The sequence below is a fragment of the Treponema berlinense genome, assembly GCF_052273165.1.
Taxonomy (GTDB): Bacteria; Spirochaetota; Spirochaetia; order Treponematales; family Treponemataceae; genus Treponema_D; species Treponema_D berlinense_A.
In genome coordinates, this window is the sequence record NZ_DAVZIU010000003.1 from 43,632 (window position 1) to 62,178 (window position 18,547).

The 18,547-nt window shown below is 37.8% G+C and carries 16 protein-coding genes; 3 read left to right on the forward strand and 13 right to left on the reverse strand.

All coding sequences use genetic code 11. From position 1 onward, the window contains the following. Positions 1 to 114: 114 nt before the first annotated feature. On the reverse strand, positions 115 to 846 hold the full coding sequence (locus ACT6XC_RS02290) for a late competence development ComFB family protein (protein ID WP_443737495.1): 732 nt from the start codon (positions 844 to 846) through the stop codon (positions 115 to 117). A 242-nt stretch (positions 847 to 1,088) separates the two neighbouring features. Here ACT6XC_RS02290 and ACT6XC_RS02295 point away from each other — a divergent pair, with 242 nt between their 5' ends. Together ACT6XC_RS02295 and ACT6XC_RS02300 are read left to right on the forward strand one after the other, a co-directional pair. Further along, a complete protein-coding gene (locus ACT6XC_RS02295; protein WP_443740656.1) occupies positions 1,089 to 1,769 on the forward strand; it encodes a hypothetical protein in 681 nt (226 codons plus the stop codon). A 150-nt stretch (positions 1,770 to 1,919) separates the two neighbouring features. Next, positions 1,920 to 2,900 carry a hypothetical protein gene (locus tag ACT6XC_RS02300; RefSeq protein ID WP_443740657.1) on the forward strand — a complete coding sequence of 327 codons (981 nt, stop codon included), beginning with the start codon at positions 1,920 to 1,922 and terminating at the stop codon, positions 2,898 to 2,900. 80 nt (positions 2,901 to 2,980) lie between these two features. Here the strand turns inward: ACT6XC_RS02300 and serS are convergent, their stop codons facing one another. The 6 genes from serS to ACT6XC_RS02330 all read right to left on the reverse strand — a co-directional run bounded on the left by serS (position 2,981) and on the right by ACT6XC_RS02330 (position 11,500). Then, complete coding sequence (serS, locus tag ACT6XC_RS02305) at positions 2,981 to 4,309, reverse strand: serine--tRNA ligase (protein WP_443740658.1); 1,329 nt, start codon at positions 4,307 to 4,309, stop codon at positions 2,981 to 2,983. Between the two features lie 92 nt (positions 4,310 to 4,401). After that, positions 4,402 to 5,139: an SIMPL domain-containing protein gene (locus tag ACT6XC_RS02310; RefSeq protein ID WP_443737499.1), complete on the reverse strand. Its 738-nt coding sequence runs from the start codon at positions 5,137 to 5,139 to the stop codon at positions 4,402 to 4,404. A gap of 22 nt (positions 5,140 to 5,161) precedes the next feature. Then, positions 5,162 to 6,670 carry a hypothetical protein gene (locus ACT6XC_RS02315; RefSeq protein ID WP_443740659.1) on the reverse strand — a complete coding sequence of 503 codons (1,509 nt, stop codon included), beginning with the start codon at positions 6,668 to 6,670 and terminating at the stop codon, positions 5,162 to 5,164. Next, positions 6,667 to 7,029 (reverse strand): hypothetical protein, encoded by a 363-nt coding sequence (locus ACT6XC_RS02320; protein ID WP_443740660.1) that lies wholly within the window; start codon positions 7,027 to 7,029, stop codon positions 6,667 to 6,669. Before ACT6XC_RS02320 ends, ACT6XC_RS02315 begins: the two co-directional genes overlap by 4 nt. A gap of 2 nt (positions 7,030 to 7,031) precedes the next feature. Further along, positions 7,032 to 10,094: a chromosome segregation SMC family protein gene (locus ACT6XC_RS02325; RefSeq protein WP_443737502.1), complete on the reverse strand. Its 3,063-nt coding sequence runs from the start codon at positions 10,092 to 10,094 to the stop codon at positions 7,032 to 7,034. Between the two features lie 218 nt (positions 10,095 to 10,312). Then, positions 10,313 to 11,500, reverse strand: coding sequence for a DEAD/DEAH box helicase (locus ACT6XC_RS02330; protein WP_443737503.1), 1,188 nt, complete (start codon positions 11,498 to 11,500; stop codon positions 10,313 to 10,315). A gap of 48 nt (positions 11,501 to 11,548) precedes the next feature. On the opposite strand from ACT6XC_RS02330, the gene ACT6XC_RS02335 reads away from it, so the two are divergent. Then, the gene (locus ACT6XC_RS02335) at positions 11,549 to 12,667 is read left to right on the forward strand and encodes a glycosyltransferase family 4 protein (protein ID WP_443740661.1); all 1,119 of its coding nucleotides are present in this window, start codon (positions 11,549 to 11,551) and stop codon (positions 12,665 to 12,667) included. Between the two features lie 70 nt (positions 12,668 to 12,737). Here the strand turns inward: ACT6XC_RS02335 and ACT6XC_RS02340 are convergent, their stop codons facing one another. From ACT6XC_RS02340 to ACT6XC_RS02365, 6 genes are all read right to left on the reverse strand, one after another. Next, on the reverse strand, positions 12,738 to 13,289 hold the full coding sequence (locus ACT6XC_RS02340) for an ATP-binding protein (RefSeq protein ID WP_078930301.1): 552 nt from the start codon (positions 13,287 to 13,289) through the stop codon (positions 12,738 to 12,740). A gap of 32 nt (positions 13,290 to 13,321) precedes the next feature. Next, positions 13,322 to 13,660, reverse strand: coding sequence for an anti-sigma factor antagonist (locus tag ACT6XC_RS02345; protein ID WP_078930302.1), 339 nt, complete (start codon positions 13,658 to 13,660; stop codon positions 13,322 to 13,324). A 21-nt stretch (positions 13,661 to 13,681) separates the two neighbouring features. Next, on the reverse strand, positions 13,682 to 15,328 hold the full coding sequence (locus ACT6XC_RS02350) for a GAF domain-containing SpoIIE family protein phosphatase (protein WP_443740662.1): 1,647 nt from the start codon (positions 15,326 to 15,328) through the stop codon (positions 13,682 to 13,684). A 117-nt stretch (positions 15,329 to 15,445) separates the two neighbouring features. Next, positions 15,446 to 16,378 carry a transcriptional regulator gene (locus ACT6XC_RS02355; protein ID WP_443737506.1) on the reverse strand — a complete coding sequence of 311 codons (933 nt, stop codon included), beginning with the start codon at positions 16,376 to 16,378 and terminating at the stop codon, positions 15,446 to 15,448. Beyond that, complete coding sequence (locus tag ACT6XC_RS02360; protein ID WP_443737507.1) at positions 16,371 to 17,141, reverse strand: metallophosphoesterase; 771 nt, start codon at positions 17,139 to 17,141, stop codon at positions 16,371 to 16,373. Before ACT6XC_RS02360 ends, ACT6XC_RS02355 begins: the two co-directional genes overlap by 8 nt. Before the next feature lie 4 nt (positions 17,142 to 17,145). Beyond that, positions 17,146 to 18,516, reverse strand: coding sequence for a tetratricopeptide repeat protein (locus tag ACT6XC_RS02365; RefSeq protein WP_443740663.1), 1,371 nt, complete (start codon positions 18,514 to 18,516; stop codon positions 17,146 to 17,148). Positions 18,517 to 18,547 lie beyond the last annotated feature (31 nt).

Below are 18,547 nucleotides of genomic sequence, written 5' to 3' on the forward strand. Positions count from 1 at the left end.
GCTCTACCAACTGAGCTAAATGCCCGTTTCGTCAAACGACTTAGTTAATATAACAAATGTAAGAAAAAAGTTCAATACCTTTTTATTTAAAAAGTTAAAAATTTTTAATTTTTTTTAGTCTTTTATTATTCTGTTCATTGTGTTTTTTATTTCTTCTCTGAACATTACCAGATCCATGATTTTTAAAGAAACGGTGGTGTCAAGTTCTCTTCGAATTTTATTTTCTGAGATAAGAATTGTATCAAAAGCGTAATTTACTTGATCATAGCCTGGACGTTTTACTTCAATTGAAAAATTAAATTTTTTAGTTTCGTCCGCGTTTTTTGCTTCGATTGCTTTTGGCCAAAAACTATAAGAGCCTTTTGTACTGCTGTATGTATTTAGTGGATTTGCCCAGGTAATGTCCGCCATATCAACTTCTTTTCCGTCCATTTTAAGTGTTACGGTTGCGTTTGCGAGCGGCTCAAAGGTGTTTCCTTCGAGAACTGAGCCTTGGATTATTGGAAAGTTAAAAACTGGTTTTTCGCTAGCTTCTACAATGCATTCTGTTCTTGCAGAAGAGTGGAACGGTCTTTTTGTCGAACTTATTATTCTGATTCCTTCGATTCCGAGAGCGTCAATATCGGCTTTTATCTGGGCATCTTGCAGAATATCGCGCGCATGAATAACTCCACGGCCACTTACGACGTATTTTGGAGCAACACGGTTTAAAACATAACTTATGGCATCTGCCCGGCAATTTTCGCAGTCGCAGGTAAGCCAGCAGGCATTAACCTCTTTTATCTGATTGTAAAGTTTATTAATCCGATGACCTACAACTTCTTCCATTAAGTTATGAATATTCATCACAAATTACTCCGTTTTTAGTAAAATCTTCTAAAACAACATTCATTAAATTATAAAACAAAAAAAGATTGAGTGCAAATTTTCTAAAAAAATCAGTTTTCTGCGAAAAGTTGATTTTTTTCAGTCTTTAATTTTATATTTTGTTATGATAAAATAAGTTATCGATGCTAAAAAAGTTTGTTTTTTATTTTGCTGTTTTCTGTCTCATTTTTGTTTCCTGTAAAAACAGCGATATTGGCGATATGAATCAGAATTCATCTTCGTTAAAGTCGGTTGCCGAAAAAAAAATCACCGAAACTGACTGGACTTTTGAGCTTGAAAAAGACAGGCTTTCTCAGGATATTTCTGTTGTAAACAGTATTGAGAAAAAAATAAAACTTACTCCTCAGGTTTTCTTAAATTCAACTTATTCAAAAAAATTGGAACCGGTTTTTCCTTATGTCGAAGGATTTGGTTCTTTAAATACTTCTAATTTTAATTCAGAAATAAAAAAAATGACCGAAGAATTTGCTTCTTCGTTGTGTAAAAACAAATTTGCTTCAAATCTTTTTGATTCGTCCGATATTTATGAACTCGCGCTTTTTTCTTTTGAATTAAAAAATTACTGGGAAAAAACTTTTGATTTTCCTTATCCAGAAATTGATGAAAAAAAATCCGAAGAACTTCAAAATCAAGAAAAAACAGGAGAAAATTCTTCTGACGCCGAAAAACAAACTATTCAGGAAATTATTCTTTTTGATGAATATATTCTGGGCGAACCTTTTGAAATGAATTCTCTCTGTGAAGTTCCTGTCCGCTTTGTGCAAAAAAAGGGTTTTGTTGATGTAGTTCTTTATTTTTTCAAAAATCCTAATGGAAACTGGAAAATCAACCAGTTGCAGATTTTAAAAATGCAGAAAAAATTCAAAAAGGATGTAAAATAAAAACAGCCGAAAGTGGCGTCTGTTTTTATCTTTAAAAGTTTGCGTTGCAAACTTTTTTATTATCTTTTGTTTCTCACTTCGTTGCGAAACAACTTAAAAAGTCAATCCTAAAACTGAAGTTTTAATCTTGACTTTTTATAGGAGAGTTAGTTGCAAAATCAGGAATCAAAAAATCAATCAGGCGCACAAAAAAATTCTTTGCAATTAACAGGAATTGAACGTCAGCTTGTCCTTCAATATTTAATGGACGCAAATGTTCCTGTAACTTTGACAGAAGAAATTGAACTTGGTCAGGAAAAAGCCGAAAAGGAACACAGAATACGAACTGTGGCTTCGGGCGTTTTTCCTGTTGCTCTTCCTGGAGAGCAGATAACAGTCCTTGATCAGGGAATAATTCTCTTAAAAAATCCGCCGGAAAGTATAAAGGTCTTTGATGAAAAAAAAGTCCGGGTTCAATTTTATTTTAATAGGCTCGGACTCTATTTTATAACGACTGTCAAAACCGTAAAATCTGGACTTGCGCTTGTAATTCCTTCGGTTATCAGCAAAATTCAGGAAAAAGAAACAAAAAAAACTGAAAATTTTTCGGCAGTTTTGTGCTTTAATTTGAATTCTTCTTCAGAAAAAAATATTTCTTCGAGCGTAAATTGCGGGTTTTCACCGGAATATCCGCTTTTTGTAAATCCAAAGTGGAGCGATGTTGAAGAGTCAAACCAGCAGGAAGCAAAAAAATACCTTGAAAAATTTGTTATGCTTTTGCGTTCTGACGGAAAATCCATCGGAAACGGTCTTTTTTTGATTTCGGTAGTGCGTTTTCTTTCGGATAAAAATTTTAGCCAAAATCAGTCAATCGAAGGCCGGAAAAATCCTCCGCAGATAATTTACATAGACCACGAAAGGCTTGTACTTGCCGCCAAAAAAGAAAATATCATCGTAAATAAGGATGAAGAATATTCTGTTGTTCTTGGCTTTCCTATTTCTAAAGGTCCGATAAAAGAACGAACTGTTTACGCAGTTTTTACGGTTGAAAATATTTTTGAAGATGATTTGAATCAAAAATGTTGCGCCGTCTGCCGTTACAAAAATATAAAAGAAGAAGATGTACGCTATCTGGAAGATAAAAAGAATTAGGGAGGGGGAGCGAGTCGAAACGTCAGATAAAAAAACGGTGACTAATACAAATCACCGTTTTTTATCTTGTTAAAGCTGCTTTATTTTTTTGCAGAGTGGTAAATTGGATCTTTTTTTTCTGTTTTTGGTCCGATTTTGTCAAAGCCGCAGAATGGAACTAGTGCAGGCGGAACTGTAATTGAACCGTCTTCGTTTTGATAGTTTTCCATAATTGCGAGCATTGCCCGTCCTACCGCAATTGCGGTTCCGTTTAGCATGTGGACATATTTATTTTTGCCGTCATCATCGTGGTATTTTACGTTCAAGCGGCGTGACTGGAAGTCTGTGCAGTTTGAAGTTGATGTAACTTCACCGTAGTCGCCTTCTGGTTTTTCTTCTGTTGCGCGGCTTGGCATCCACGCTTCGAGATCCCATTTTCTGTAAGCAGGAGCGCCGAGGTCGCCTGTGCAGGTGTCAACTACGTGGAATGGAATTCCTAAGCCTTCAAAAATTTCTTCTTCGATTAAGCGGAGTTTTTCGTGGAGTTTGTTTGAATCTTCTGGCAGACAGTAAACGAACATTTCAACTTTATCAAACTGGTGAACTCTGTAAAGTCCTTTTGAGAACTGTCCTGCAGCACCAGCTTCGCGTCTAAAGCAGTGAGAAAGTCCGCAATAGAAGAGTGGAAGCGCAGATTTGTCTAAGATTTCTCCGGAATGGTAACCACCGAGGGTGATTTCTGCTGTTGCAACAAGACAAGTTCCTTCGTCTTCGATTGCATAAACATTTGATTCGTTTCCGCGCGGATTAAAACCGATTCCTTTCAAAACTTCTTCTTTTGCAACATCTGGAGTAATAAATGTTGTAAAGCCGTGCTTGCGGAGAATGTTGAGAGCGTACATGATGAGCGCTTCTTCAAGAAATACTGCTTCGTTTTTGAGATAATAGAATTTTGGACCAGAAACTTTTGTTCCGCGTTCAAAATCAATCAAATCGAGTTCTTCGCCAAGCTCTACATGGCTTTTTGGTTTGAATGTAAATTTGCGTGGAACTCCAACTTTCTTTACTTCGAGATTTTCTGTGTCGAGTTTTCCGATTGGAGTGTCTGGATGGCACATATTCGGAAGCTGTCTTGCAGCGTCTTCGAGTTTTGCTTCAACTTCTGCAAGTTCTTTTTCTGACTGAGAAACATCTTCCTTAATTTTTTTGCCTTCTTCAATGAATTTCTGGCGTGTTTCTGAATCAAGTTTCTGCTTCATGTTTGCGGCATTTTCGTTTCTTTTCTGCTGTAATGACTGAAGTTTTGTCGTAAGTGCAGTTCGTTCATCGTAAAGTTTTACAACGAGATCTGCATCGGCAACCATATTGCGGTTTTTTATGTTTTCTTTTACTTCTGCAAGATGTTCTTTTACAAATTTCAAATCGAGCATTTGTATCTATCTCCCAATCTCTCTTAAAATTTTTATTCGTTTATTTTATTCTTTTAACGGTTTTAAGGCAATTGCAACTTTTTTTTGAATTTTTACTTTATTTCAAAAATAGCATCGACTGTAAAACTGATTGTTGTTTTTCCGCCAGAAATTGGCGTTGAAACAAAGGATGATGCGCTGTCTTCTACTGCTGCTTCGGCTAAATTGGCACGTTGTTTTGCGTTGACTCTGTAAAATCCAAAATTATTTGATTGCTCGCTTATCGAAATTACTTTTCCAAGAAAAGCTCCGCTTGTTGTTACGAGGAGATTTGCCGTATCTCGTGCATTTTGAACTGCAAGCGTGCGTGCCTGCTTTACAAACGCTTCTTTGTTGCTTATTCCATATTGAAAAGAAGAAAGCTGGTTTGCACCGGCTTTTATTGCTGCGTCAATTACATTTCCTGCCATGGTTAAATCTTTTACAAAAATTTTGATTCGGTTTGTGGCAACATAATCTCCGTAAATTACTTTGCCGTTCAAATAATTTGATTCCTGGTTGATTGTGTAATGTTCTGTAGAAACGTCTTCCGGCAAAATTCCCAAGGTTAAGACAGATTCATGAACTTTTGTCATTTTTTCTGCGTTCTCTTTTGCCGTATTTCCGACATCTTTTCCTCTTGTAATTACAGAAAGAATAATTGTCGCGTTGTCTGCTTCAACTTCGACAGACCCTGTTCCGCTTACGCTTACTGTCCTGCGGTTGTTTTCCGTAGTTTTTATTGTGCAAGATGTAAAAAAAACTGCGCCAAGTACTGCCAAAACCAATTTTGCATTTAAGAGTTTTTTCATTTTTATCTAATCCTCCAATTTCTTAATAAATATTTACATAATAGCGATTCAGATAAATTTTTCGTCTGTTTGCTTCCTGCCAGAATGTGCTTGCAGGATAATTTTTTATAAGCGAATTATACGAATCTATTGCGCTTTTTATGTTTTTTACTTCGCTGTCAGCTTCCAAAATCTGTCCTTGAAGAAAAAGAGCTTCGTCAATGCGTGTATTTTGAGTGTCGAGATACTGCTGAACTTCTGAAAGCGCTTGAGCGTAGGATTTTGCTTCAAAATCTTTTTTTGCCTGTTCCAAAAGGTTTTTTGTATCGATTTTTAAGGATTTTTTCTGTTCTGGGTTTGAAACTTCTTTTAAAACGTTGTTTGAAACGTCGTTTTGCTTTAAGTTTGTTTTGTCTTGTGAAGAAAGTTTTTGCTCATTGCCAGAAGTTTTTTCTTCAATATTTTGTATTTCGTTAGTTTTTTGAGTTTCTTCCTGAGTTTCTTCCTGAGTTTCTGCTTTTTTTTCTAGGCGAACAGGTTTTTGCGGAACTGATTCTTCATAAGAAGGAGCTTTTGCCCGCTCATTTGGCTTTGCCGATTCTTCGAGAACTTTTATCTCCAGATAATCGTCAATGTATTCGCCTTTTAAAACGTCATTTTTGTAAAAATGAAGGACTGTTTCTCCGCTTTTTGTTGTGCGTAGCGTAAAAGTCGTGTTTTCTGTTCCGAGTTTTCGTCCAAAATATCTCAAAATCTGGTCTTTGCCTTCGTCTTCTCCCATGTAAATCCAGCCGCGTCCCGGGTAAATAATGTCAACGTACTGGTTGTTTTTTGTGGTCATTGAACGGCTCGGAGTCTTTTGAGAATTGTTTTCGGTCTGTTCTGTATTTTCTTTCGGCTCTTCTTCCTCAATTTCTTCAGAAAGTTCGTCTTTACTCTCAGGTTCTTGTCCGTTTTGAGACAAGTTTTCCTGATTTTCCATAGAATTTTCGTTCAGCTCCAAATTTTCGTCTGTCTGAGGATCGGAAGTTTTTTCATATTCTTCTGTTTTTGGCAGGAGTTCTGGTTCGCCTTCGTTTGTTTCTGGAATGTCTTGCGGTTTTTCGCTTGTTTCAATATTTTGTTCGTCTGTGGCTGTCTTTGTTTCTTCCTCAAACGGTGAATCTTTTACTTCCGGTTCAACAAAGTCTTCCTGAGTTTCTTCTGTTTCGTTTTCGCTGTCTGCCAAAAGTTCGTCTTCAGCGATTTTTTCAGAAAACTGATTTTCGTCATTTTCTGGTTTGTTTTGCGTATTTTCTGAATCTTGCAAATTTTCTTCTATTTCTAATTCTAAGCTTTTTTCTAAGTTTTCTTCATTTGCAAGAGGATTTTGAGAAATCTCTTTGTTTTCCGATGCGTTTTCTGGGATTTCTTCAGTTTTTTTGTCCGAAAACTGTTCTGCTTGCGTTAAAGTTTCGTCGTTTTTTGGCGAAGATGCACAAGAATTTAAAATATAAAGAGAAAAAATTGATGTAAATAAAAACAAAAAAGTTCTGGCTTTAGTTTGCATCAAGGCGCTGCTCCTGTAATTTCGTCGATGATTTTGTCGTTTGAATTTTCAAGTTCTTCAATGAGTTTTGAATCTGGTTTTGAAAAATATTTGTCTATTTCTTCGTCGCTCCACGAGTTTTCTGTTTTTCGTGACAAATAATAATCTTTTTCGATTTCCAGGTATTCGGGCGTCATTGGCTCTGAAATCAAGACATTTTCTGGTTTTTCAAAGGTTTTTGCCTTTGGTTTTCCTGATTGAATAAAAACTACTGTCAGCGCAATTACAAAAAAAATTAAAAAAATTGCACTGATTCTTGCTAAAAGAGGTTTTTCGCGAATAAAATCACTTGTTTTTTCTTTTAATTCATCAAAATCAACCATTTTTACTTCTGTTTTTCTTCGGCTTTTTCTTGATTCTCCGATTTTTTGTCATCAGAAACAGTTTTTTCCGCCGATTTCTTTTCATCGTCGGCGATTTTTGCTGCCTTTGACTTTTTTGCGGCTTCTTTTGCTTCTGCACGGAATTTTTCAATTTCAGGATCGGTTATAGTTCCGTCCGGATTGTGAATTCGTTTTGCTGGCCTCGGAGGAATGTAAACATTTTCTTCCAAAGGAACATCTTCTTCAATAAATTCTTTTTCCGATTCGTCTGGTTCGGCAGAAATTTCTTTGTCGAGCCGCATTGTCATAACTTTAGAAACACCAGATTCCTGCATGGTTACACCGAGCATTGTGCTTGCTCCCATTACGGTTTTTTTGTTGTGCGTAATTACAATGTACTGCGAAAGTTTTGCGAATGAACGCAATGCGGTTACAAAGCTTGAAACGTTTTTGTCGTCGAGAGCGGCGTCAATTTCGTCAAGAAGACAGAACGGACTTGGTCTTACCTGATAAGTTGCAAAGAGGAGAGCGACTGCTGTCATAGTTTTTTCACCGCCGGAAAGAAGCGCAATGTTTTGGAGTTTTTTTCCAGGCGGTTCGGCATAAATGTCGATTCCCGAAGTAAGCACGTTTTGCGGATCTACAAGGCGCAGTTCTCCACGTCCACCACCAAAAAGACGGCGGAACATATTGTGAAAATTTTTTTTGATTTTGTTGTAAGTGTCGAGGAACATTTCCGTCGACTTTGTCTTGATTTCCTCAGAAACACGGATTAAGTTTTCTAGCGATTTGTTTGTGTCATCGTAACTTGACTGCAATTTTTCGTAGCGTTCTTTTTGTTCTCCAAATTCTTCTGGCGCCATCAGGTTTACACTTCCGAGCGCTTTTAACTCTTCGCGGGATTTTGCAAGTTTTTCGCGCAAAACTGCCGAAGACGTCGTTATTTTGTACATCCGTTCTTCAAATTCCATAAGGTCGCGACTGTGAGTGTCGATAAAGTTCTGCTTTATGTTTCTTATGTCGTTGTCGCTTGTTACTAAATCCATTGCCAGTTTTTCGTACTGGGATTGAATTTTTCTCTGTTCTTCCTGTTTTTTGTCGAGTTTGTTCTGAGTTCCGCTTACAGAAGAATTGCAGCGTACGATTTCGCTGTTGATTTCGCTCATTTCATCGGCGCATTTTTGACCGCGGTGTTCAATTGCCGCAAGTTCGCTCTGAACGTCGATAATCTGTTCGTTAAGTTCGTCGCGTCTTCTCTGTTCCTGTTCAAATTCTTCCTGATTTTGGCGAAGGTTATTTTGTTCGCTTACGAGAGAGCGGCGCAAAATTTCAACATTCTGCTTAACTCCAAAAATTGCCTGAGCCATCGAAGCTTCGGTTACGCGCAACTGGTTTAAGGTTTCACGGTATTCGTTTATTTTTTTTACAAGTTCGACGTTTTCGCTTTTGTAAGAGGCAATTCTTTCGTTGATTTTTTCAATTTGCGAGTTTATGTCCTGGATTTTTGAATCGATTCCACGTTTTTTTGTGATAATTCCTTCAGGAGATGTAAAATCTTCTATAAAATCCGGCATCGCCTTTTCGTATTTCGAAACGGCTTCTTCAATATTTACGCTGATTGAAGAAATTTCCTCAAAAGCCTTGATTGCGTCCTGAATGAGCTTTTCGTTTTCGCTTTCTGAATGGCCTGTAATCGATGCGTAGTCAGAAAAAATATTTTTTCGTCCTTCAGCAAAGATTTTGAGTTTTGCGAGAGAATTTTCAACTTCTTCTTTTGCAGATTTTGCCGCATTGCTTGAATATCCCGAATCTTTTAATTTTGCATCGAGCTCTTTTACAATGTCTTCGGTTATTTCGCCCAATTGCTTTTGATAATCTGCAATTTGTCTGTTTAAATCTTCAATTTCGTCTGCACTTTTTGCTGCAAGAGTGTCGTTTTCTGTAATTTTTGCACTTGAAGAAGTTATATTTTGCGTAAAGGATTCTATATTTTGCTTTACACTGTCGAGTTGTCTGTTTTTTGAATGTAAATCGGCTTCACGCTCGTCAATTTCTTCGTTAAAAGTGTCAATTTTTTCCTGAATCGAATTCTGCTTTACTTCAAGAATCCCGATTTTTTCTTTTATCTGGTTTGCTTGAAGATTGTATTCCTGTGCGCGTTGAAGTTTGTTTGTCTTTTCTGTCTGGACTGTAGCAAGTTCAACCTGCAGGGAATTCATTTTTGTCTGCAAATCTTTGATTTTGTCGTTGTTTTCAAAGAGAGCCGCCTGAATTTCTTCAATTTCCTTTTGAACGACAGAGCGCTTTTCTTCGAGTTCTTTTTTTGTCGTTTCCTGACGCGCCTTGTCCTGTGTAAATTCTTTAAGGCGCAAAAGCTGAATGTCGAGTTCGCAGTTAAAAATATCATCCTTAAATTGGCGGTACTTGATTGTTTTTTCGCTCTGAACTTTTAAGGTTTCGTAACTGCGTTTGTTTTCAATCAGGGCAACTTCAATCTGGGCAAGATTTTGTCTTGTGCGTTCAAGTTCGCGTTCTGCTTCGGCACATTCCGCCTTTGAACGGCTGATTCCGGCCGCTTCTTCAAAAAGATAGCGTCTGTCTTCTGGTTTAGACGAAAGAATCTGGTCAATTTTTCCCTGTTCCATAACGGAATAGGCTGCTTTTCCAACGCCAGTGTCCATAAAAAGGCGGCGAATTTCTGTCGGACCAACCTGTCTGTTGTTAATATAATACTCGCTTTCACCAGAGCGGTACAGACGGCGTTTTAATGCAATTTCAGAATCTTCAAGAGGCAAAAGTCCGTTTTCGTTTGCAATTGTGAGCGTAACTTCCGCGATATTGAGAGGCGGGCGTGTTTCTGTTCCGTTAAAAATAACAGATTCCATTGTATCTGCACGGAGATTTTTTGCCTTGTTTTCTGCAAGAACCCATTTTACTGCATCGACAACATTGCTTTTTCCACAGCCGTTTGGTCCGAGCAGGGCGGTAATTCCATCTGCAAATTCAATATGAGTTCTGTCGGCAAAAGATTTAAAACCGAAAATATCCAGACATTTAAGAAACACTTTTTAAACTCCGCGAAAAATCAAATTTTGGTATCTTTTTATTATAGCAATAAAGACAGCGTGTTTCAATTAAGGCGTTTTTAAATTCTGGAGCACATTTTGTGTGCCGCGACCCGTCTTTCATGGTTTTATTCCTTCGCTACGCTTTGGAACGGCTTTGCCGCCATTACAGCCGGGGCTAAGTTTTTTGTTCAGTAAAAAATCGCTGTCCGCGCCCTTTATTCGCCTTGCTCTTCCATTTCGGCAGGAGAGACGAGTTTTCCTTTAAAAAGCATTTTTGGATAAACTTTTAGACCGAGTTTTTTTTCAAGCCGGGCAAATTGATTCATTTCGTATTCGTCGCCGATTACAATGTTTATTCCTGTTTTTCCTGCACGTGCTGTGCGTCCTGCCCTGTGTACAAAAAAATCTTCGTTTGAAGGCATATCCATCTGTATTATGTGGCTTATTTCTGGAATATCAAGTCCTCGGCTTGCCAGGTCGCTTGTTACGAGAATTTTTATTTTTCCGCTTCTAAACCTGTCTATCATAGATTTTCTTGCAACTTTGTCGGTTTTTGCATGCAGACCAAAACATTCGATTCCCTTAAAATTCAGTTTTGAGACAATGTTTTCTACCTGGTCGAGTTTTCCTGTAAAAACAAGGCATTTTGACGGTTTTTCAGCTAAAATAACTTTTCTGAGCGTGTCGATTTTGTCGCGTCGTTCTGAAAAAATCGCAAGATGAGTAATTCGTTTTCTTAAAACGTCTTCCGGCGGCAAAAAAAGAGTTTCAACTTCATGTTCTAAGCTTCCGTCGCTCTTTATTTTTGTTCCTGCAAGCAGTTTTTGTGTTGATTTTGTGATTGTCGCACTTGCTGCAATCAACTGAACGTGTTTTTTTGGCGAATTTAAAAGAGCCATCGTAAAATCGCGCAGTTCAGGCGCAATAAGCCGGTCTACTTCGTCAAGTACAACTGCATCGAGATTTTCGAGCTTTAATTTTTTCAGGTTAAAAAGTTCCAGAAGTCTTGCCGGAGTTCCTATTATAACGGCAGGTTTTTCTTTTAAATTTTCAACCTGTCTTTTTATCGGCGCGCCACCGATTAAAAGCGCTGTTTTTATTTCGCTTATGTTTTTAATCTGGGTTTTAATCTGGCTTGCAAGTTCAAAAGTTGGAGCTACAACCATAAGTTTTATATTTTTTTGCGGATTTTCCTCGGATTCGATTTTTGTTAAAAGCGGCAAAACGTAAGCGTATGTTTTTCCAGTTCCTGTTTCGCTCTGAAAAAGCAGAGATTTTCCTTCTGCAATAACCGGAATCGCCTGGGTCTGAACAGCTGTTGGTTCTGTGATTTGATTTTCTTCGAGTTTTTTTATTAAATTTTCTGAAATTTTCAATGAATTAAATGTTGTTTTTTCTGACATACAAAAACTATAGCACGTAAAAAAAATGTTTGCTATAATCAAAGGAATATGAAAATCGGAATTGACAGTTTTGGCTGTGGACATGGAAAATCTGGAATTGGTTCTTATCTTTCTTCTTTATCATCCCAGTTAAAAAACTCTGCTGACTGTGCTTTTGAGATTTTTGGCTCGGAAATCGACCGCTACACTTACGGTGCAGAAAACGGGCTTTCCTATTCTTCTGTAAAACTTCCCGACAGTCATTTTTGCGAAACTCTGTGGCACTACGGCTGTTCAAATATTTTTGCAAGGTATCACAAATACGATGCGGTTTTGTATGCTGCTGGCGCGCGCTATATTCCTCTTTTTTGCACAGTTCCAAGCGTTGCTGTAGTTTATGACGTTCTTTCAGAGCTTTACGAAGATGAAATTCTAAAAAATCACACAAAAAGAATTCTCCTCGGTTTAAAAAATGTTTCAAAAGTTATTGCGGCGAGCCATTTTATTCGGAAAGATTTAATAAAACTTGGTGTTCCAGAAGAAAAAATCACAGTAATCTACAACGGAATCAACCATTCGGAATTTTATCCGCGGGAACTTCTTTCGCCGTCCCTTTTGGACATTAAACCGTTCGCAATAAAAAGACCTTATTTTATTTATCCTTCTCAAATTTCTTCTTCTTCAAAAAAACATGTTGAGCTCATAAAGGCTTTTTCGCTTTTTAAAGAAAAAACTCATTTGGAACATCGTTTAGTTTTGACCGGAAGTGAAGGAAAAACTATTGAATCCGTAAAAAAAGCAATTTTGGAATCAAAATTTCATCAAGATATTTTTATTACAGGATTTTTTCCGCACGAAAGTTTTCCGCTTTTGTATTCTGCGAGCGAAGGTTGTATTTTTCCTTCGATAAATGAGGGAGTAGGGTTGCCTGTGCTTGAGGCTTTGGCTTCTGGAGTTCCTGTAGCCTGTTCGACTGGCGGTTCTTTGCCGGAAATTGCCGGAGACAATGCGGTTTATTTTGACAGCGACAATATCAGTCAGATGGCAGATGCAATCGAAAAAATTGCGGTGGAATCAAATTTGCGCAAAAAACTAAAAGAAGGCGGACTCGAATGGACAAAACGTTTTAGCTGGGACAAAACCGCCGAAAAAACAATTGACGTTCTAAAAAGTGTCTGTAAAAAATAACTTAAAAAGCAAAGATTGCAATTGCTAAAAAAAAGACTGCCCGTTTGGACAGTCTTTTTTGTTTTAACGATTATTCTTCAACCGCAACACCGTGGTGTTTTTTCTGGAAGCGTTTGAGCATCGCTACTCCATTGCGCTTTCCGTTGTAAACGTATCCGCCGTCCCAGTATTCGAGTGCTGCAAAGAGTGCGTTACCACCGTCCTGGTCATCTGATTTTTTTGTACGGAAAGAAACGTATTTTGCAAGTTCTTCAAAGTTGTGTGTCTGAAGACATTCAATACGTTTTTTGTTGAATTCATTCCATTTTTCGAGATCTTTAAAGCCTTCGCCTTCGTCTTTTACGATAAGATGCGCATGTGTCGGGCTGAATGAGTACCATACGCGTACTTTTTTGTTTATGTCGCAGTTATTACCGTGCTTTACCGCATTTTTGATAACTTCAGAAATCTGCTGCTCAAGAAGGTTGATTTCCTTGATTTCGAGCGGAGCCGACTGAACGATTAAAAGCGTAAAGTAGCGAATCTGACGAAAATCTGAAGGAAATTCTTTATATAGCATATTTGTTGTATCAAACAACGGGTCGTTGTCATCTGAACGCAATAGTTTGTACTGATCTTCCATTTTTTTACTCCGTTTTAATCTTATTTTTTGGTTTATTCGTTTACCATAAGAAGTGCTTCTTCGATGCTATTTGCAATAGGAAAGTAGCCCATGAGCTTTGTGAGTTCAATAACTTTTTTTACTGAACCATGAATGTTAGAGATGGCAAGTTTGAGGTTCATTTTTTTGATTGTTGAACAGATGTAAATCAACGCACCAATTCCAGACGAGTCGATGTAGTCAACCTGTTCAAGGTTTATGATGAAACTTTTTACATTCTTTTCAAGCATTTTCATGACTAATTCTTTTAATTTATAAGAATTGTAAAGATCCATTTCTCCATTTACGTCGATGATATAAACTTCACCATTTTTCCGAATCTTCAGTTCCATAAGAAAAACTCCTTTTTTATTCTACTGAATTTTAACTGCCAGCAACGTTTGATCGTCGTGTAATAATTCCGAACCGACAAACTTTTTCATGTCTGTCTTTACCAGGTCTGCTATCTGCTTACCTGATGACTTGCTGTTTGTTTTTACAATATTTAAAAGACGGTTGAGCGAATACTGTTTGCCGGAAGCATCCAAAGCTTCTACCAAACCGTCAGTATATGTAATTATAATATCACCCGGCGAAACTGTAAACTGAATATCTTTGTAAGATGTTGTTTTTTCAACGCCCAGTGGTTCAGAAGCGAGAGATTTTCGTTCGATAGTCTGTTTTTGTGCATTATAAAGAAAAACTGGAGTTGTTCCTGCCGAAGAAAACTGAACTGTTTTTTTTGTGGCATTGTAGTTTATAAGAGCAATTGAAGCAAAGTGTTCAAAATTTATTTCACCGCAAATTTCCCGATTTGCAAGACTCAAAATTGTTCCAGCAGGCTGGGGCGTGTTTACAAGTAGGCGAATCATTGAGCGGAGCATTGACATAACCAGGAAAGAATTTGTTCCTTTTCCGGCTACATCCATAAGAATAAGAGATGTGCGGTCTTGACGCACAGGAAGAACATCAAAAGCATCTGAGCATACGCCTTCCGTGTGCATTGTAAACGAACCAAATGAGAGTCCTGGCAAAGGCGGAAGTTTTTTTGGGAGAAGAACATTCTGCAAATTTTCTGCAATTTTGCTTTCTTTTGAGATTTCGTTTTTTTCGTTATAAACCTGAAAACTAATTGTTGTTTTTAGGGCTGATTCTGCAAATCCTGCAAGTGTAAGTGCCCAGTCAAATTCTTTCTGAGTAAATTCTTTGCCTGGATTTTTTGAAAGGGCGATAAGTCCAATTACAATACCTCGTCCTCTCAAACGAATTGGAATAAAGATAAAACTTCCGAGTTTTAAGAAATCTTCAGGACCGTTTTCTGTAATGCGTGGATCGTCTTTTGGAGAGTTGATGATTTCCGGTTTGCCAGAAGATGCGATTTCTCCAAAGATATTGTCGCGGAGAGCGAAGGAGGCAAATTTAAAACTGGTTGAAACACGAAGTTCTTTGTGAGGAAGTTCTGCTGGAAGTTTGTATGGTGGCGGAAAAACGCCCAAAAAGGATTTTACGTTAATTGAATCTTCAAAATCGTCAACCATAAGGACTGCACCGCCGTCAGCGTTTGTAATTTCCATACAGGTTTTGTTTATCGAGTCCAAAAGATTCTGCATTCCTTCTTTGCTTCCGAAAGAATCAGAAGCGAGGATTACAAAAGAACGTCCTTTTTCGATAAGGTTTACTTCGTCAGGTTTTATGTCTTCGACTATGATTTCCGGTTTTTTGATTTCTTCGTCAACAGGCTCTTCTGAAACTTCTTCTTTTGGTTTGCCGAATGCGAGCATTACGAGATAAGGAATTAAAACTGCTACTGCAAGAATCAATAAAAATACAAAAATTGAAATTCCTGGATTAAAAATCGTATAAATGCAGTCAAAAATCAGTATAAGCACCGATAAAAAAGAAAGATAGCTTACTTTTGCTGTTTTGCGTGTTTTTATTACTGCCAAAAAAATAAAAAGAATTGTTGCCAGGATGGCTGTTCCTAAAAGGGGAAGGTAGGCAATTGCATCTGAGTTGAACAATTTAGGCTCTCCATTTTTGTTATGTTTTTATAAAGAATTGTAATGCTGCTATTTTTTCACGTCAAGATAAAGATTTTGCTGAAACCGTTAAAAATGCAGTTTTTATGGACAATTTTTTTAGAGCTGCTCTTTTTCGATTTTCTTTTTTAATAGAATTTTTTTTATTCTGTTTAAAAGCCTGCGCCAAAAACTTTTTCCGAATTTTGAAGTATAGGCGGTTGCCGCATCGTCAATTGTGAAATCGTTGCCGAATTTTGTTTTGATTTCGTCCCAGTATTTTATTATATAAACGTACATGTCGCTTTTTGTGCGGCCCTTAAAATATTTTAAGACGTGATGTCTGTCGATTACTCGGATGACAGGAAGATAGACTGTTCTAAACCACGAAAGCATGGCCTGATCCATGCCGATTTCTTCTGTTTTGTTCATGTTGATGTAATATTTATGAGTCAAAATGTGGTTGTAAATTACGTCGTATTGTCCTGGAACTGAAAAATCCAAAACCCAGTAATCCGTAACATCGCCAAATCCTGTTTCAGAATAAAAAACTCTTTTTTCGTAGCTTATTACCTGTTTTGTAAGTTTTTGAAGAGAATCTTTCGGGTTAAGGTGAATTTCGCTCTGAAGGCTTACAACTTCCGCATCGATAAACTCAACGCCCTTTGCCTTTGCTACTGACACTCTGTGGTTGCCGTCGCGCACAAAATAAAGTCCGCCGAGTTCATAAAGCGTGATTGGCGGAAGGTTTATGTCTTTTATGTGCGCCATGTCTATGTGTTCCCAACGGGTTTTTAAGTGCATTTTTTTTGGAAAAAAACGGTTATCAAAATCTTGATACCTAGATTCGCTTCCTACTATGAGCTTTACAGGAACTGTTTTCATTCCAAGATAAGTTTCGTTTCCAGGTTTGAGCATTTTTTTTATGTCGGAAAATGAAATCAGCGTGGTTTCTTCTGGATTTAAAAAATGCTGGATTTCGTTAAAGAGGGCTTTATTTCTTGCTTTTGCAAAATCTTCGCTTGTTTCTGAAGAAAGAAGGTTTTCAGACATTTGACTCTCCTATTGTATTTTCTAGGGAAGCAAAAAGATTTAAAACTATGTGGCTATACGCATTTATTACAAGTGTTTCTGTTTTTTTGCTATTTTTTACGGCGGTAATCCGCTGGTCGTTTGCGTCGTAAAGGTGAATGTGTCCGTGGATTAAATACGAGGGAGCGAATTTTTTTATGAACCAGTTAAAACATTCAAAACCGCGGTGGCAAGGATCTTCCTTGTCGTGAATATGGCGCGGAGAAGCGTGTGTTAAAAAAATGTCCAGATATTTGCCGTAACGGATTTTGTTCCATAAAAGACCTGGAACCATTTTTAAAAGCGCGATTTTCATCTGTCGCTCTGTGTACTGGTTCAAGCCGTTGTTGTAGCGCATTGAGCCAGAAACTCCAGAAATGAGTAGTGGCCGGATTTTGTGCGTTTTTGAATCTTCGATAAGAAGATGCTTGTCGCGCAAGTTCTTAAAACCTGCATACGTTGCTCCAAAACTGCCTTTCATGTCGAGAATGCTTATTTCCTGGCGAAGTGTCGGATGTGCTCCTTTGTGGGCTTTTTTTTGTTTGTGATAATATCTGAATTCTGTAAGGTTGTGGTTTCCGAAGATAAAAAAAGCTGGTTTGTTGAGGGTTGAAACGATAAAATCAATGTAATCAGATGGCAAATCTCCTGCGCACAAAATTGCATCGACAGAAGCAAAACGTTCTTTTGCAAGAGAACTGTAAACGAGAGGGTCAATCTGATCAGAAACGCAGAGTATTTTCATGAAACTAAATGCCGGCTTTTGAAAGAATATTTTCGAGTTTTTCTTTGCCGATTAGTTCAATCGGGCGGTTTTCTGCGTATCCTGTTGCTGAGCTTGTAAAGCCTGAAGAAGTGCAGATTATTGCTTTTGAACAGTTTACTGCCTTTGACTGATCGAGAAATTTTCTGATTACGGAATCTTCGATTGCGTCGGTGTCGCGGCTAAAAATAAGAAGATAAAGCTGCTTGCGGACGTTCATCCAGTCGTCTGCCTTTTGTTCTGTGCAGGTCATTACACAGCCCCACTTTTTGGATTCGACTTTTTGAACAGCCATTGAAAAACCTGCCATTGCCGCTTTTTTGCAGATTTCGATAAATTCTTCCTGAGAGCAGGTTAAATATTCCTTCATTGAGTCATTTGACTGCAAATCTTTGTATTCTGAAAGTTTTGCAGAAACGTCGCGGAATGAATGGTTGTGCTTATAGATAATCTGCCACTGCTCAATTGCCTTGTCGATGTCACGGTTGCGCTCATAGCAGGAAGCAAGAAAGTATCTTGAATATAGTGTTTCTTGAGAACTTTCGTCTTTAGAAGCCTTTACTGCGCGGTCGAATTCGGAGAGCGCGTTGTCTAAGGAATTTGCCATCATATAGCACGAACCGCGCTCCAAAAGAGCGCGCTGGCGATATTCAGGGTCGCGGAGCGCTTTTTCAAATGCGTTTACGGCTCCTGGATAATCCTTGTTTTCTTTTAAGATTTTTCCAAGATAATAATATGAAGAATAAGTTTCTGGGCTAAGGCTGATAGCAAGGTCGATTTCTTTTTTTGCTTCTGCAAACTGTTTTGAGCGGAAAAGCAAAAGTCCCATTGCCGCGTGAGCTTTTACGTGCCGGCGGTTAAACTGAATTGTTTTCTGGTAAAAACCAAGAGCCATGTCCGCGCGGTTTTTCTGTTCGTAGATTTTTCCGCAGTTGTAATAGTTTTCTGCGTTTGAAGGATCAATTTTTGTAAGAAGTAAAAATTCTTTTAAGGCTTCTTCTGGCTGGTTGAATTTTAAATAAAGCTGTGAAAGCTGTTTGCGGAAATCTTTTTCTGGAATTTTTGAATCGAAAATTGCATTTTGTGCAACGAATTTGTATTCCATTAAGGCGAGCTCGTTTTTTTTGTCCGCAAGATACGCTTTTCCAAGATAGTAATGTGTTAAATAATCGCGCGGATCTTTTGCAAGCATTGCTTTTGCGATTTTTTCGGCAGCGGAATACTTTCCGTTTTTTATGAGTTTTTTAATTGAATCGAGTTTTTTTGGTTGCACGAGGGATTTTATTACGGCAACTGCAAGGAAGGTTACACCTACAAGAAGTATTGCAATTATTACAAGCTGAATCGGATTGTCCATGTTTCTTAGGCTCCATAAAAAATGTATACTT

Coding starts and splice junctions, on each gene's coding strand:
- ACT6XC_RS02335 (WP_443740661.1), top strand. CDS start 11,549: ATGAAAATCGGAATTGACAGTTTTGGCTGTGGACATGGAAAATCTGGA.
- ACT6XC_RS02365 (WP_443740663.1), bottom strand. CDS start 18,516: ATGGACAATCCGATTCAGCTTGTAATAATTGCAATACTTCTTGTAGGT.
- ACT6XC_RS02295 (WP_443740656.1), top strand. CDS start 1,089: ATGAATCAGAATTCATCTTCGTTAAAGTCGGTTGCCGAAAAAAAAATC.
- ACT6XC_RS02290 (WP_443737495.1), bottom strand. CDS start 846: ATGAATATTCATAACTTAATGGAAGAAGTTGTAGGTCATCGGATTAAT.
- ACT6XC_RS02330 (WP_443737503.1), bottom strand. CDS start 11,500: ATGTCAGAAAAAACAACATTTAATTCATTGAAAATTTCAGAAAATTTA.
- ACT6XC_RS02355 (WP_443737506.1), bottom strand. CDS start 16,378: ATGTCTGAAAACCTTCTTTCTTCAGAAACAAGCGAAGATTTTGCAAAA.
- ACT6XC_RS02345 (WP_078930302.1), bottom strand. CDS start 13,660: ATGGAACTGAAGATTCGGAAAAATGGTGAAGTTTATATCATCGACGTA.
- serS (WP_443740658.1), bottom strand. CDS start 4,309: ATGCTCGATTTGAAATTTGTAAAAGAACATCTTGCAGAAGTAAAAGAA.
- ACT6XC_RS02310 (WP_443737499.1), bottom strand. CDS start 5,139: ATGAAAAAACTCTTAAATGCAAAATTGGTTTTGGCAGTACTTGGCGCA.
- ACT6XC_RS02320 (WP_443740660.1), bottom strand. CDS start 7,029: ATGGTTGATTTTGATGAATTAAAAGAAAAAACAAGTGATTTTATTCGC.
- ACT6XC_RS02340 (WP_078930301.1), bottom strand. CDS start 13,289: ATGGAAGATCAGTACAAACTATTGCGTTCAGATGACAACGACCCGTTG.
- ACT6XC_RS02360 (WP_443737507.1), bottom strand. CDS start 17,141: ATGAAAATACTCTGCGTTTCTGATCAGATTGACCCTCTCGTTTACAGT.